Origin of the sequence: Arthrobacter sp. zg-Y820, assembly GCF_030142155.1 — a bacterium.
GTDB lineage: Bacteria > Actinomycetota > Actinomycetes > Actinomycetales > Micrococcaceae > Arthrobacter_B.
Window position 1 is genome coordinate 2,201,944 of the sequence record NZ_CP126247.1, and the last position, 14,037, is coordinate 2,215,980.

Annotated in this window: 13 protein-coding genes; 4 read left to right on the plus strand and 9 right to left on the minus strand. The window is 65.1% G+C overall.

Going from position 1 to position 14,037, the window contains the following annotated elements:
• The first annotated feature begins 237 nt into the window (after positions 1 to 237).
• Positions 238 to 1,545 (plus strand): MFS transporter, encoded by a 1,308-nt coding sequence (locus QNO08_RS09940; RefSeq protein ID WP_229965673.1) that lies wholly within the window; start codon positions 238 to 240, stop codon positions 1,543 to 1,545.
• Here QNO08_RS09940 and QNO08_RS09945 read toward each other — a convergent pair.
• Both QNO08_RS09945 and QNO08_RS09950 read right to left on the minus strand, forming a co-directional pair.
• The gene (locus tag QNO08_RS09945; RefSeq protein ID WP_229965672.1) at positions 1,542 to 2,303 is read right to left on the minus strand and encodes an SDR family NAD(P)-dependent oxidoreductase; all 762 of its coding nucleotides are present in this window, start codon (positions 2,301 to 2,303) and stop codon (positions 1,542 to 1,544) included. The two genes, QNO08_RS09940 and QNO08_RS09945, sit on opposite strands and share 4 nt — an antisense overlap.
• On the minus strand, positions 2,303 to 3,964 hold the full coding sequence (locus tag QNO08_RS09950; protein ID WP_229965671.1) for an ABC1 kinase family protein: 1,662 nt from the start codon (positions 3,962 to 3,964) through the stop codon (positions 2,303 to 2,305). The genes QNO08_RS09945 and QNO08_RS09950 overlap by 1 nt, the downstream gene beginning before the upstream one ends.
• A gap of 147 nt (positions 3,965 to 4,111) precedes the next feature.
• On the opposite strand from QNO08_RS09950, the gene QNO08_RS09955 reads away from it, so the two are divergent.
• Positions 4,112 to 6,430 (plus strand): glycoside hydrolase family 3 C-terminal domain-containing protein, encoded by a 2,319-nt coding sequence (locus QNO08_RS09955; RefSeq protein ID WP_229965670.1) that lies wholly within the window; start codon positions 4,112 to 4,114, stop codon positions 6,428 to 6,430.
• A gap of 2 nt (positions 6,431 to 6,432) precedes the next feature.
• Here QNO08_RS09955 and QNO08_RS09960 read toward each other — a convergent pair whose 3' ends face one another.
• The gene (locus QNO08_RS09960) at positions 6,433 to 7,482 is read right to left on the minus strand and encodes an SDR family NAD(P)-dependent oxidoreductase (protein WP_229965669.1); all 1,050 of its coding nucleotides are present in this window, start codon (positions 7,480 to 7,482) and stop codon (positions 6,433 to 6,435) included.
• A 249-nt stretch (positions 7,483 to 7,731) separates the two neighbouring features.
• Positions 7,732 to 8,181: an acyl-CoA thioesterase gene (locus QNO08_RS09965; RefSeq protein WP_229965668.1), complete on the minus strand. Its 450-nt coding sequence runs from the start codon at positions 8,179 to 8,181 to the stop codon at positions 7,732 to 7,734.
• Between the two features lie 404 nt (positions 8,182 to 8,585).
• Here QNO08_RS09965 and QNO08_RS09970 point away from each other — a divergent pair, with 404 nt between their 5' ends.
• Positions 8,586 to 8,762 (plus strand): hypothetical protein, encoded by a 177-nt coding sequence (locus tag QNO08_RS09970; RefSeq protein ID WP_229965667.1) that lies wholly within the window; start codon positions 8,586 to 8,588, stop codon positions 8,760 to 8,762.
• A gap of 278 nt (positions 8,763 to 9,040) precedes the next feature.
• Here QNO08_RS09970 and QNO08_RS09975 read toward each other — a convergent pair whose 3' ends face one another.
• The 5 genes from QNO08_RS09975 to QNO08_RS09995 form a co-directional block, all read right to left on the minus strand.
• Positions 9,041 to 9,661 (minus strand): hypothetical protein, encoded by a 621-nt coding sequence (locus tag QNO08_RS09975; protein ID WP_229965666.1) that lies wholly within the window; start codon positions 9,659 to 9,661, stop codon positions 9,041 to 9,043.
• 282 nt (positions 9,662 to 9,943) lie between these two features.
• Positions 9,944 to 10,507, minus strand: coding sequence for a sigma factor (locus QNO08_RS09980; protein ID WP_229965665.1), 564 nt, complete (start codon positions 10,505 to 10,507; stop codon positions 9,944 to 9,946).
• A 53-nt stretch (positions 10,508 to 10,560) separates the two neighbouring features.
• Positions 10,561 to 10,893, minus strand: a complete 333-nt coding sequence (locus QNO08_RS09985) for a YciI family protein (protein ID WP_229965664.1) — start codon at positions 10,891 to 10,893, stop codon at positions 10,561 to 10,563.
• A gap of 12 nt (positions 10,894 to 10,905) precedes the next feature.
• Complete coding sequence (locus QNO08_RS09990) at positions 10,906 to 11,505, minus strand: dihydrofolate reductase family protein (RefSeq protein ID WP_229965663.1); 600 nt, start codon at positions 11,503 to 11,505, stop codon at positions 10,906 to 10,908.
• Positions 11,506 to 11,639: 134 nt separating this feature from the next.
• Positions 11,640 to 11,903: a hypothetical protein gene (locus tag QNO08_RS09995; RefSeq protein WP_229965662.1), complete on the minus strand. Its 264-nt coding sequence runs from the start codon at positions 11,901 to 11,903 to the stop codon at positions 11,640 to 11,642.
• A gap of 301 nt (positions 11,904 to 12,204) precedes the next feature.
• Between QNO08_RS09995 and QNO08_RS10000 the strand changes: the two genes are divergently transcribed.
• Positions 12,205 to 14,007 carry a bifunctional metallophosphatase/5'-nucleotidase gene (locus QNO08_RS10000; protein ID WP_229965661.1) on the plus strand — a complete coding sequence of 601 codons (1,803 nt, stop codon included), beginning with the start codon at positions 12,205 to 12,207 and terminating at the stop codon, positions 14,005 to 14,007.
• Positions 14,008 to 14,037 lie beyond the last annotated feature (30 nt).

The window sequence follows — 14,037 nt, forward strand, 5'->3', positions numbered from 1 at the left end:
TGCGGGACGGGCACCTGCCCGCGCTGTTCGTCGTGTGACTATTCGTCATGTTGCTGTTCGTCGTGTTGCTGTTCGTCATGTTGCAGAGTAACCACGTTGCCGCACCCTGCCGTTGTGAGCTACATTACTGGAGATGTTCGAATTCTGCACACCTGTGCGCCTAGCGCACATCAGCAACTGAACGAACCTGCGCACAGCACCGTCACCCGACAGCGCATCCCATCTACAGGAGACCCCATGACCGAGACCGTCCCGGCCGGCAAGACGCAGGCCAAGACACCCAAAAAGGCAGCGGCCGCCAGTTTCATGGGCAGCGCCGTCGAATACTACGACTTCTTTATTTTCGGAACAGCGGCCGCGCTGATCTTTCCGCAGGTCTTCTTTCCGGACTCCAGCGCGCAGGCCTCCGTCATGTCGCTGGCAACCTTCGGCTTTGCCTACATTGCCCGCCCGGTGGGCGCCGTGGTGCTGGGCCACTTCGGGGACCGGGTGGGGCGCCAGAAGGTGCTGATGTTCACGCTGGTCCTGATGGGCGCCTCCACCTTCCTGATCGGCTGCCTCCCCAGCTTCGACGTCATCGGCTGGTGGGCCCCCGTCCTGCTGGTGCTGTGCCGGCTGATGCAGGGCCTGTCCGCAGCGGGCGAGCAGGCCGGAGCCAGCTCCCTCACGCTTGAGCACGCACCGGACAACCGCCGCTCCTTCTTCACCTCCTGGACCCTCACCGGCACGCAGGGCGGACAGATCCTTGCCGCCCTGGTCTTCATCCCCGTGCTGACGCTGCCGGACGAGATCAAGTACGGCATCGGCTGGCGCATTCCGTTCTGGCTCAGCGCCGTCGTTGTCGTCGTCACGTACTTCATCCGCCGTTCGCTGCACGAGACCCCCACCTTCGCCGCAGCCAAGGCCAACAACGAGATCTCCAAGCTCCCCGTCAAGGACCTGCTGGCGCACCACTGGCGCGACGTGCTCCGCGTGATCTGCTGCGCGTTCATCGCTGCGGTGTCCACGGTCTACGGAACGCTGGCGATCAAATACGGCACGGAAGTGGGCAACGTCGACGCCAGCATCACGCTCTGGCTCGTGGTGGCCGGCAACGTCGTCGCCCTGGGCACGCAGCCGCTCTTCGGCAACCTGTCGGACCGGATCGGCCGCAAACCGGTGTTCATCTACGGCGCGCTGTCCTCCGCGGCGATCATGCCGTTCTACCTGCTGTCGATGGAGTCAGGCAACACCCTCCTGCAGTTCGCGCTCTCCGTGGCTGTCTTCTCCGGCGGTTACGCTGCGGCCAACGCCGTCTGGCCGTCCTTCTACGCTGAGATGTTCAGCGCCAAGGTCCGCTTCTCAGGCCTGGCCATCGGCACCCAGCTCGGCTTCCTGATGGCGGGCTTCGCCCCGTCCATCGTGGCTGCGCTGGGCGGACTGGAACCCGGCGGCTGGGTTGTCATCAGCATGTTCACCGCCGCGATCAGCCTGATCGCCTCGATCTCCGCCCTCACGGCCAAGGAGACCTATAAGACGCCGACGGCGGAGCTGGGCAAGCGCTAAAGCTGGATGCCCCGGGACAGTCCGCCGTCCACCAGGATGTTAGCCCCCGTGACCCGTGAGGCGCGGGGGCTGGCGACGAAGGCGACGACGTCGGCCACCTCCGCGGGGGTGCCCATCCGCCCGCTGGGGTTCCGGGCAAGCGCGGCCTCGAAGGTGGCGGGGTCCCGTTCCTCCATGGCAGCCCAGTAGCTGCCCGAATAGTACGTGTTGCCGGCGCTCACGGTGTTGGCCCGGATGCCCAGTCCCGCGAGCCTGACGGCGAGGCCCGCAATGTACCCGGCCACCGCCGTCTTGGCCGTGGCATACGGGCCGGCCGCAAAATCGACCTCCCGCCCCGAGACGTTGGAAAGGGCAACGATCGACGGCGCGGTGCTGAGTTCCAGGTGCGGCAGTGCCGCCTTGACCAGCCGAACCGTGCCCATCAGGTCAACGGTCAGGGACAGCCCCCAGTTTTCATCCGTGTCATCCAGGGCCGTGGCGCTCACGGCGGAGACCACTATGTCGATGCCGCCGAAAATCACCGCCGATTCGCTGACCCACTTGGCCACGGCCCCGGGATGAATCACGTCCACGACGGAGCCTTCAACACCCCCGGCCGATTCCGACAGCTGTTCTTCAAGCACCCCCACTTGATAGCCCGTGCGGGCGCAAAACGCGACGTTGGCGCCTTCCCTCGCGAATTCCTCCACCACGGCACGGCCGATTCCCCTGGTACCGCCCGCCACCAGGACCGTCAGGCCGGCCAGCGACAGATCCATCAGTAGCCCCTGATCCGCTGCTTGCGCGCGGTCCAGGCCAGATATCCGCCCAGGGCGCCGGTGGAGGCAAGTCCTGCGGTCATCAGCGGGGCCTGCCAGGATTTCCAGCGTTCGGTGTCGCCCAGCGTCAGCTCGCCCACGCCCCGGATGAAGGCCGCCGCAAAAACGGCAGCCACCATCCGGTTGCCGACCCGCTCCAGCCGGCCCACCAGCGGAGAGAGTTCCTCCGCCCGCAAGTGCACCTCCAGTCCTTCAAAATCGAGGGTGTTCATCAGCCGGCGCAGCTGGTCCGGCAACTCGGCGCCCAGCTCCAGGGTTTCGGCGCCTGCCTGGCCCAGGCGCCGGGCGAAGGCCACCGGATTCAGCTGCTGCAGCGTCATCCGCCGGGCATAGGGGCCGAGGGTTTGGCCCATGCTGAAGTCCGGATCCAGCACCTCCCCCATGCCCTCGGTCATGATCAGCATGCGCAGCAGCAGCGCCATCTCCCGCGGCAGCTGCAGGTGATGGCTCCGGACGACGCCCAGGGCCCCGTTGATGATGCGGCCCACGGGCGCGTTTCCCAGCGTCCGCCCCGCATACAGACGGATCAGCTGCTGCAGGTCAAGGCGCAGCCGCAGGCGGTCCACCCGGCGGGTCCTGACGCACATCCGGATCAGCGCTGAGGCCATCCGGTCCGGATCCTTCCGGATAACGGCGATGAAGAGGGCGGAGAGCTGCGCGCGAAACTTGTCATCGACCTCCCCCACCATGCCGAAGTCGATGAGCCCGATCCGGCCGCCGTCCTGCACGAAAATGTTTCCCGGATGCGGATCGGCATGGAAGAAACCGTCGTCGAAAACCATTTTCATTTCCGCGTCGGCGGCCGTTACGGCGAGCGCCCTGCGGTCGATCCCGGCCGCATCCAGGGCCGCGGTGTCGGTGACCTTCAGCCCGTGGAGCCGCTGCTGCGTGAGGACGGTCGAGGTGCTGAACTCCTCATAAACAGCCGGAATTGTCACGGCGGGGTTGTCTTCGAAGTTCAGGGCGAACCGCCTGGCGTTGCGGCCCTCCTGGGCGTAGTCCAGTTCCGAGCGCAGCGTATCGGCAAACTCATCCATCAGGCCCTGGACGTCATAGTCGCGGGCCGCTTCCCAGTGCTTTCCCGCATACCCGGCCAGGCTCTGCAGAATATCCAGGTCCTCGTTCACCTCTTCATCGACGCCGGGCCGGCGGATCTTCACCACGACGCCGATGTCTCCGGGCAGCCGGGCAGCGTAGACCTGGCCGATGGAGGCGCTGGCCAGCGGGATGGTGTCGAAGGACGCGAACCGTGCCAGCACGTCCTCGCCCAGCGCTCCCTGCAGCACCGGGTGAATCTGCTCCCAGGGCACGGGCTCGGCGCTGTCCTGCAGTTTGGCCAGCTCCTTCTGGTAGCGCGGGGGCAGCAGATCCTGACGGGTGGAAAGCAGTTGGCCCAGCTTGATGAAGGTGGGCCCCAGCTCCTCCAACGCCCGGCGCAGGTACTCGGGGCTGCTGGCCGGCTGCTCGGGCCGGTCCCCCGGCTGAGCCTTGCGCCGGAACGGAAGACGGGCTTCCAAACCGGAAGCGGAGACCAGGTACCCCAGTCCGTTGCGGTACAGGATTTCGGCAATCTGCTTGTAGCGGTCGAGGTGGGTCTTCACACGTTGGCTCCCTCCCGGCGGCGTGCCGTGAGCACTGCGGCCGTACTGAAACCCTACGGCCGCCCGGGTGGATGGAACAGGGTTTGCCGACCCTTTCGCCGGTCCGGGCGGCGGCTTAGACTCGAAGCCCGCCGATGAGGGAGGCACATGGAAACTCCAGCCATGCCGGACCTGACGCTGAAGGAAAAGATCGGACTGCTGTCCGGGGCCGGGTTTTGGGAAACCGCTGCGCTTCCCGGGCACGGCATCCGGTCCCTGGTTCTGTCCGACGGCCCGCACGGCATTCGGCGGCCGGCCGGCACCGCCGACGGCCTGGAACCGGGCGACTCCCATCCCGCCACCTGCTTTCCGGCGGAATGCGCGACGGCGTGCTCCTGGGACCGCAGCCTGCTCGCGGAACTGGGCACCGCCGTCGCACGCGAGGCCCGCGCCCAGGGCGTGGATGTCCTGCTCGGACCGGGCCTGAACATCAAGCGAACCCCGCTGTGCGGACGGAATTTCGAGTACTTCTCAGAAGACCCGCTGCTCGCCGGTGAACTCGGTGCAGCCTGGACGGCTGCCGTTCAGGCGGCCGGGGTGGGCGCCAGCCCCAAGCACTTCGCTGCGAACAACCAGGAAGCGGATCGGATGCGGGTGGACGCCGTGGTTGACCAGCGGACCCTGCACGAAATCTATTTGCGCGCCTTCGAGATCGTGGTCCGCACGGCCGGACCGTGGACTGTCATGGCGGCGTACAACAAGGTCAACGGGCTGCATGCCGCCGAGAATCCGTGGCTGCTCGGAACCGTGCTGCGCGACACCTGGGGCTACGAGGGGGCAGTGATATCGGACTGGGGTGCGGTGACCGACCGTGCGGCCGCGCTCGCCGCCGGACTGGATCTGGAGATGCCGGCCAGCGGTGGCCTGGGCGCTCAGGAACTATCCACCGGCCTCGATGCCGGCACCGTCACTGAGCAGCAGGTTGATACGGCGGTGGAGCGGATCCTGGCGCTGGTGCGCCGCGCGTCGGTCCAACCCGGTCCGGCGCAGCACGATTCAGGGCAGCCAGATTCAGGGCAGCCAGGCAGCGCAGCTGCTGACTATGCCGCCCACCACGAGCTGGCCCGCCGGGCAGCTGCCGCTTCCATGGTCCTGCTGCAGAACGACGGCGGGATCCTTCCGCTCTCCCCCGGGGGCAGCCTGGCGGTGATCGGCGAGCTGGCCCGCACACCGCGGTACCAGGGCAGCGGGTCCTCGCGGGTCCATCCGGTGCATCTGGTGACGCCCCTGGCCGCGCTGGCGGACCAGGTGCCGGATCTGCTCTTCGAGCCCGGCTATGTCCTCTCCGCGGACTCGCCCTGCGCCGAGGAGGATTTGGCGGACATGGCCGCGGCGGCCGCAGCGGCGGCTGACACCGCCGTCGTCTTCCTGGGCCTGCCCGAAACCGCCGAGTCCGAGGGGTTTGACCGCACGACGCTGGAGCTGCCCGGTCCCCAGCTGGAGCTGCTGGACGCTGTTGTCACAGCGAATCCGCGGACCATTGTGGTGCTTTCGAACGGCGGCGCGGTGACCACGGAATGGGCGGCTGCCGTGCCGGCCGTCCTCGAGGCCTGGCTGCCGGGCGAGGCCGGCGGAAGCGCCGTGGCCGATGTGCTGCTGGGACGGGCGGAGCCGGGCGGGCGGCTGGCCGAAACGATTCCGCACCGGCTGGCTGACACCGCGGCTTACGGCAACTACCCCGGCGAGGACGGGGCGGTCCGGTACGGCGAGGGCCTGCTGGTGGGCTACCGCTGGTACGACACCCGCGGTTTCGCAGTGGCCTTTCCCTTCGGCCACGGGCTCTCCTACACCACCTTCGAGTACTCGGAGCTGGAGGTCAGCACTGTCGGCGCCGGCGCCAGCCAGCTGGTCCATGCCGATCTGACCCTCACCAATGCCGGCAGCCGCAGCGGCAGCGAAGTGGTGCAGCTGTATGCCGGAGCGCCCGACGACGACGGCCGGCAACGTCCGCTGCGGGAACTGCGCGGTTTCGAGAAGGTGCAGCTGGAGCCCGGCGAATCGCGCCGCGTGTCATTTCGCCTTGACGTCCGGACGCTCTCCCGGTGGGATCCCGGCACCGGGACCTGGGTGGCGGATGCCGGTGAATACCGGCTTGAAGTGGGTGCTTCCTCCAGGGACATCCGATTGTCCGGAGCCGCCGCCCTGGACGGCACGGTGCCGGTGTCCGAACTGACCACCGGCTCCCCGATCGCCGAGTGGCTGGCCGATCCGGATGCGGCGGCAGTTCTGGTGGACGCGCTCAGCGCTCCGGCGTCGGCGTCTGTGTCGGATTCCGCACCGGAGTCCGGCGCCGCAGGACTCCCCGCGTCCCTGGCCCTGGTGGGAAGCATGCCGCTGAACCGGCTGGCCCGGTTCCCCGGCAGCCCGATCACGCCGGCCCTGCTCCAACGGCTCGAAGCTGAACTCCGGGCGCGCCGCGGCGGGTGACGTCAGGCGACGCCCCAGCCTTCGTCAGCCGGCAGGATGGCGCCGGTGACGTTGGCGGCGTCGTCGCTGAGCAGGTAGGTCATGGGTGAGGCGATCTGCGCTGCCTCCACCTCGGGTGAGGTGAGCGAAGCGGTCGGCAGCGGCCCGGCGCCGCCGAGTGAGCCATAGTTGGACTCCAATGCGGTCTTGGTTGGCCGTGGAATCACTGCGTTCACGCGGATGCCGCGCGGACTGTAGATGAAGGCCGCGCTGCGGGTCATGCCGATGACAGCGTGCTTGGACGCCGTGTAGGCCGCACCGGCGATGGAGCCGCGCAACCCCGCCTGGGAGGAAACGTTCACAATCGAGCCGGCGCCGCGGGAGAGCATCAGCGGGATGATCGCCCGGGACACACGAAACGGGCCGTCAACGTTGATGCGGAAGACGCTCTCCCAGAGTTCGTCCTCCACCTCGTGCAGGGCCACCATGTTGTCGGCGATCCCGGCCACCACGGCGAGGCAGTCCACCCGCCCCCTTGCCTGAACCGCTATCTTGTTGACATCTGACTGGCTGGAGATGTCAGCGACGATGCCGGTGATGCCCAGCTCCGGGTTCTCCTCCAGGAGGGCCTCCATCCGCAGCGTGCTGAGATCAATCGCCAGTACCTGTCCCCCCTCACGGGCCACCCGCAGGGCAGTCGCACGGCCGATCCCGGAGGAAGCACCGGTCACCACCACGGTTTTGCCGTCGAACCGGCCCTCGATGATGGGCTCTTCCCAATCGTTGGGTGCCTGCGGCGCCGCGGATGGAAACAGGTGCGAGGTAGCCGGCGGCACGGTTGGTTCATCCCTGAGCCGGTTGGCCGCATGCACCATCAGGTCCAGGTACTCAGGCGTCACCGCGCCGTGGCTCAGCGACATCAGGGAGGAAAGCGGAAGCTTCCGGATCGCGTAGAGGGCACGGGCGTCAGGGCTGCGGCGGGCGAGCAGGTCGATAAGGACGGTGCGGCCGGCCGGATCGTCCAGCCACTCGCCGATCAGGGATTCGGTACCGAGGTGACGGGGGTTCGGCATGCAGGCTCCGTTCCGTACCGGCCGCGGAGCGGGCTGCAGTGGTGCGGTGCCAGCTTGCCCGGCGCGAGCTTTGCCCGGCGCTGCCGGACTTGCTTTGAGTGGCGTTGCTGCTCCGTCGAGTATTTCACAGGGGGCCTTTCCCTGCCTGCCCTGCGGGTCCGTTCAGGGGTCCACCGGGCCAAAAAGGCAGGGGAAACGACGCCGCAACCCGGCGTTTCTTAGGTCTCCTCCTCAGGCGTTCCCCGGGTCTTACCTGGCGCTTTCTAGGCGTCCGCCTTCAAGCGGGGGAAGGTTGCCGCTGGGCAGCCGGTCCCGGTCGTAAGTGATCTCGGTGAAGCCGTGCGGGGCGGGTGCGCCTTCCGCGTCAAGGCTTACGAACACGATGCGGTCAATCGTCAGGATGCTTCGACGCGTGACCATGTTGCGCACTTCGGCCCGCATCGTCAGTGACGTCCGGCCGAACTTCGTGGCACGCAGGCCCATCTCGATCATGTCGCCCTGCTGGGCGGAGCTGACGAAGTTGATCTCCGACATGAACTTGGTGACCACGCGGCCGTTGCCCATTTGGAGGATGGCGTAAATTGTTGCTTCTTCATCGATCCATCGCAGAAGGCTGCCGCCGAACAGTGTGCCGTTCGCGTTGAGGTCTTCGGGACGGACCCACTTCCGGGTGTTGAAATTAATGTTTTCGAGGTCCATATTTCAAGACTATCGAGGCGGCCGGGCCGGGTTTGGCCGGGTGTGACGGAGCAGATGGACCGAGGTCACACCGGGTGGGGAAGGCGCCGGCTGCCGCCGGGCGGTGGCGCGCGTCGACACTCCAGCCGGTGAGCGAAAACACCCGTTCAGGACGGAACGGGTTCCTCCCCGGGGGACCGTCTGGGGGCCTTTACCGTCAGGCTGGACGCATTTAGGTAAGTAGTACGCGGCCGGCCCCCTGCTAACCCCGCGTGGTGACCTTAGAAAGGATCGGCTTACGGACATAAGAACGATACGCATCCTCCTGACACGGCTGGATGCGCGACTAATATCGCGGGCCACAATGCACGGTGCTGCTACGGTGTAGCACTCCGAACGGACAGAATCACCGACCAAGGAGACCAATGACCGACCACATCAACCGTAGGCATGCCCGTTGGATCCTGCTCGCCATTACCATCGTCGGTCTCGCGGTAGCGGCCGTCAGCTACAGCTACTTAATTTCCAGCAATTGCGGATCATCAAGTGCCAATGAGTTCTTCTCCGACGCCCGTGCCTTCCATAGCCAGGCCGGATGCTAAATTTGGCGGCTTTGCTTAGCCAGAACAGACATAGGTTCGTTTCGCTCCCTCAGCCAACAGCTCGGAGCCTGTCTGCCACAGGCGACATTAGCTAGAAACTCAAAACCGTCAGCAACTGCAGAGTGCCCGACGTGCCATCGCGGACATGACCGGGTCTGCATCGATGGTGGTCAATGGCTGGTGGCCAAAGACCATGACCGAAGGGGCATCTAGGCGTCCTGCAAAGGGGTCCTTCACCGGAACAGCGGTATCCAGTGGACCCGTCAGCGGGCAACTCGTCAATCGCCCGCGCTCGGCGGCAGATAATCTCGATCGGCTCTCACCGACACAGTGTCGAGTCGGGGATCGTTTATCAGTTGCCGAAAGATGGGTAGCTCGGCGGCAACGATCAACGAGTCCGGGTATAGCCGACCACCCCATGCGAGACGCCGTTCGGCATCCCACGCAAACTCCGGGACCCTTCGTCCGGCCTTGACATCGTCAGGACTGAGGCGTGCCTCGAAGTATTCCTCCCCGAACACGCGCCTAGGCGAGCTGGTGTGTGGGGCTTCTCCGTAGCCCATCCAACGGAGACATTGAAGCTCGACAACACCAATCGCATCACGAAGGGCGTTCGCGGTTTCTTCATCCAACACACCCATGCAGGAGACGAGACCGCGAACGGAAGGCTGTTCCTCGGCGATGCCTGCGGTCGCTTCAAACCAATCCAGCGAGGCAGAATGATCTTCTACCGAGACGTACCGGGACCATCGCACAATGTCTTTGCCGTCATCGAGAGTGGGGTCTCGAAATGGAAGGTAAAGGCGCAGTATCGATAGTCCACGATGCGTTGCCGGGATGAAATCGCGCGCCTGAGTGACCCATCCTGACTCTTCCAGACCCCAGCTCTCCTCGCCCACCCGGCAATCGTAGCTGGGCGGGTGCGTCAGAAGTCGAGTCCATAGATATCAGGAGTCGCAGTCACTGGCCTGATTTGTCAGCGTGATCACCGCCGACATTGACTTCATCCGGTCCCACAGAGCATCTGGCATGGAGCTCCCTCGGCAGTGTCGAGAACATTGAGGCTGTTCTACTCGCTGGGACTGACCTCGTACTGGCATTCAGGGGAGATAATCCGAGCTTCCGTGTATTCGACTGCGCACAGGTGCACGCGCTGAAAATCGCCGAACTTGCCCAAACCGTCAGACCGTCTCGTTCATGACGGTGTCAGGGCCGGACGCGAGATAGCCCTCGTTGAAGATCAGGAAGAGTACTGCGAGCACCCCCGACACTCGGCCGGGCAGATCCTCGGCCGCCGGCACGCGGTACGGGATGTGGGCGGCTGCGATCTTGGCCTTGGCTCGAGTGATGCGGGCGCCCATCGTGGTGTCCTGCACCAGGAACGCGCGGGCGATCTCGGGCACGCTCAGTCTGCCGATCATCCGCAGCGTCAGTGCCACACGTGCCTCCATCGAAAGCGCCGGATGGCAGCAGATGAAGAGCAGCCGAAGCCGGTCGTCGTCGATCACGCCGACTGGGTCGGGCTCTGCGTCGTACAGGAGCTTCGCCTCCGTGTGTCTCGCGTCGCGCCTGCTCTCGCGCCGGATCCGGTCAATCGCCTTGCGGCTCGCTGTCGTGGTGAGCCAGGCGCCAGGGTTGGGCGGTATGCCGTCCACCGGCCAGCGCTCCGTGGCGATCGCGAAGGCTTCCGCGGCCGCGTCCTCGGCAGTGTCGAGATTCCCGAACCGCCTGGCGGTTGTCGCCACGACCCGTGCCCACTCGTCTCGGTGGGCGCGGGTCAAGGCGTCCTGCGCGTCGATCAGGGATCCGACAGGAGGGGCCGCACCTCGAGCCGACGGTTGCAGGCTTTCGAGCCCTCGCACACCAGCTTGAGGGCGACGTCCAGGTCAGGCGCGTCGATGATCCAGAATCCGGCGGCCCACTCCGTGGCTTCGATGAACGGTCCGTCGGTGAAGACCGGCCCGTCGCCGCGCCCGTCGATCACGGTCGAGACCGTCGGGTCGGCGAGGCCGGCGGCGAACACCCAGTGGCCGCCGGTGACCAGCTTCTCGTTGAAGGCGTCGATCGCGACAGCCTCTTGGACGGTGCCCGATTCGCTGCGGTAGTCGATGACATTGACCAGGTATTGCATGGCTTGGTCCTCTCAGGCGTAGCTGGGGCGGCCGGTGAGCCGGTAGGTGTGAGCGAGGACACCGGTCGGGAACGCCCGCGTCTCGACCAGTTCGAGACCGAAGTCTTTGCCTTGCTGCGGGAACAGCCGAAGGCCGTCTCCCACGATGACCGGGCACACGATGAGGTTGATCTCGTCGACGAGTTCGTTCTCGAGCAGCCAGCGCGCCAGCACGCCGCTGCCCACGACCACCAGCTCGCCTCCCGGCTGTGCCTTCAGTTCCCTGATGCCCGCGGCGATATCCCCCGAGATCACCGTCGTGTTCTTCCACGCCGGGTCGGTCAGGGTGTTGGACACGACGTACTTCGGCCGAGGATTCATCGCGCCCGAAAACGGGTTCGAGTCGTCGGCCTGACCACCCCAGTAGCTCGCGAACAGTCCGAACGTCTTGCGGCCGAGCAGGAACGCGTCCGCGCGCTGCCACGTCGAAGCGATGTACGCGGCCGACTCCTTGTCGCCGGTCGGGATGGCCCAGCCGCCGCGCGCAAAACCGGGGTCGAGCTCGTCATTGTTGCCGCCATTTGCCTGCATGACGCCGTCGACGCTGACCTGGATCGAGATCGTGAGATTCATGGTATTGCTCCCTTGTTCCGAGTCACCTCTGGGGGCGGCTTCACACGACACCCGAGCTATCTCTATGTTCAGGTCTCGCAAGACGTTCGGCTACCTCGACGAAGAGATATCAACGAGATGCCGGCGATCGAGGGTCAGTCGATCGCTGCGGTTTCACCGGGGTCAGAGTGCCCGCGCCCGCCGGTCCCAATCGGCCCTCTTGGCCTCTTCCTCTTGCTCTTCCTCTTCCTCTTCCTCTTCCTCTTCCTCTCCTCTTCCTCTTGCCAGAAATGGCCGTCATGATGACGAACGTACAAAAGGAAACCAAGGAACGCTGCACTCAGGATCAAACCCCGCGAGAGATAGGTAATTCCCCAGCTCCCAAACAGTCCCACGACCAGATTCCCGACTATCATCACCAACTGCAGTTTCGCGTCAGCAGCGACGAGTGGAGTACGAGCAGGTTGGAGCGCAGCGACGAGCAATCGCGGCCATGCCGCAGCGCCGTCAATAGAATTGGTTTGACCGCGGTGCGTCGACCGGTTGAGACCACCGTCGATTCCTTTCCCTGCCAACCGTTTCCTTCCTCATTCTTCGGCACATTTTGTCATCTGGAAGAAAAAGCTGCAGGAATGGCGCCTTGCCTCTTCCGGAAGGGGCCCGATACCTGTAGACGTTCTGAAGGAGAAATTTCCAAACACCTTTGAGGAGCTGGTTTCATTGCCGTTCACATCTGCCCACGGACGACGGGGAGCGGTCGCCGTGACCGCCGCCGCGGCCCTCTGCCTCGTCTGGGTGACCCCGTCCGCCGCAGCACCGCCGGAGCCTGCCGGCAAGGGCAAGGAAAAAACCACCAGGGTCACGGTTCTGGGTACGTCTGATCTGCACGGGTACATCGAAAACTGGGATTATTTCAAGGACGGTGAATACGACGACGCCGCGCACAACGACGTCGGATTGGCAAAAATCTCCACGCTGGTGGATTCCGTGCGCACCGACCGGGGACCGGCCTCGACCCTGCTCATCGATGCGGGCGACACGATCCAGGGCACGTCGCTGACTGATTATTACGCGAACACTGAACCAATTACGGAGACCGGGGAAATCCATCCCATGGCCGCCGCGATGAACGCGATGGAATACGATGCCGCAGCGCTGGGGAATCACGAATTCAATTACGGTTTGGATCTGCTGCGCACTTTTGAAAGCCAGCTCGACTTCCCGCTGCTCGGCGCGAACGCCGTGGAGCAGGCAACGGGAAATCCGGCCTTTACTCCCTACGTCATCAAGACCGTGAAAACCAAGGGCAACAAACCGGTTCGGATCGGCATCCTGGGCCTCACCAACCCCGGTGTTGCCATCTGGGACAAGAACAATGTCGAGGGAAAGTTGGAGTTCCCCGGCATTGTGGAACAGGCGCAAAAGTTCGTACCGGAGATGAAGGCCCGGGGAGCCGACGTCGTCGTTGTCAGTTCCCATTCAGGAACTTCCGGGACCTCCTCCTACGGGTCTGACCTGCCGCTGGAGAACGCCTCCACGCAGTTGGCCGAGACCGTGCCCGGGATCGACGCCATTTTGGTGGGCCACGCGCACCAGGAAATACCGGAGCACTTCATCACCAACAAAGTGACCGGAGACCAGGTGCTTTTGACCGAGCCGCTGAACTGGGGCATGCGGCTTTCCGTGATGGACTTTGAACTGACCAAGGTGCGCGGCCAGTGGGACGTGACTTCGGCGTCGTCGACCCTGCTGAACGCCAACACGGCTGAAGCGGACCCGGAAATCTCGGCGCTGGTTGCCGAGCAGCACCAGCGCGTCATCAATTACGTCAACACACCGGTGGGTACCGCCACCGAAACGATGTCGGCCGTGGAATCACGTTACCGTGACACCGCAGTCATGGACTTCGTGAACCATGTGCAGGCACAGGCTGTGGGCGCCGGCCTCAGCGGCGGACCCGATGCCGACCTTCCGGTGCTCTCCATTGCCGCGCCCTTCAGCCGCACGGCCGAAATCCCCGCCGGCCCCGTCACCATCCGCGACTTGGCCGGCCTCTATGTCTTTCCCAACACCCTCTTTGCTGTCGAGATGACGGGCGCTGAGGTGAAGGAATACCTCGAGTACTCAGCGAAGTACTTCGCGCAGACTGCGCCGGACTCGCCGGTGGATCCGGAAACGCTCACGAACGCGGGCGGAACACCTGACTACAACTACGACATGATGTCCGGGGTTTCCTACGACATCGATATCAGCAGGCCCGTGGGAGAGCGGATCCTCAACCTGAGCTACAACGGCGCACCGGTCGAACCCGGCCAGCGGTTTGCTGTCGCCACCAACAACTACCGCCAGTCCGGCGGCGGGAACTTCCCGCACATCGCCACCGCGCCGGTACTCCTGAACCAGCAGACGGAGATCCGCCAGCTGCTCATCGACTTCGTGGTTGCCCAGGGAACCGTCGACCCCGCCGCGTTCGCTGAAAACAATTGGCGCCTGGTCCGCAACGGGGTGCCGGTTTTCGAGTAAATTGGCCCACAGCCCAACCACACCCAAGCC

Excerpts from the sequence above, each read along its gene's own strand:
- QNO08_RS09940 (WP_229965673.1), top strand. The coding sequence starts at position 238 with ATGACCGAGACCGTCCCGGCCGGCAAGACGCAGGCCAAGACACCCAAA.
- QNO08_RS09945 (WP_229965672.1), bottom strand. The coding sequence starts at position 2,303 with ATGGATCTGTCGCTGGCCGGCCTGACGGTCCTGGTGGCGGGCGGTACC.
- QNO08_RS09955 (WP_229965670.1), top strand. The coding sequence starts at position 4,112 with ATGGAAACTCCAGCCATGCCGGACCTGACGCTGAAGGAAAAGATCGGA.
- QNO08_RS09960 (WP_229965669.1), bottom strand. The coding sequence starts at position 7,482 with ATGCCGAACCCCCGTCACCTCGGTACCGAATCCCTGATCGGCGAGTGG.
- QNO08_RS09965 (WP_229965668.1), bottom strand. The coding sequence starts at position 8,181 with ATGGACCTCGAAAACATTAATTTCAACACCCGGAAGTGGGTCCGTCCC.
- QNO08_RS09970 (WP_229965667.1), top strand. The coding sequence starts at position 8,586 with ATGACCGACCACATCAACCGTAGGCATGCCCGTTGGATCCTGCTCGCC.
- QNO08_RS09985 (WP_229965664.1), bottom strand. The coding sequence starts at position 10,893 with ATGCAATACCTGGTCAATGTCATCGACTACCGCAGCGAATCGGGCACC.
- QNO08_RS09990 (WP_229965663.1), bottom strand. The coding sequence starts at position 11,505 with ATGAATCTCACGATCTCGATCCAGGTCAGCGTCGACGGCGTCATGCAG.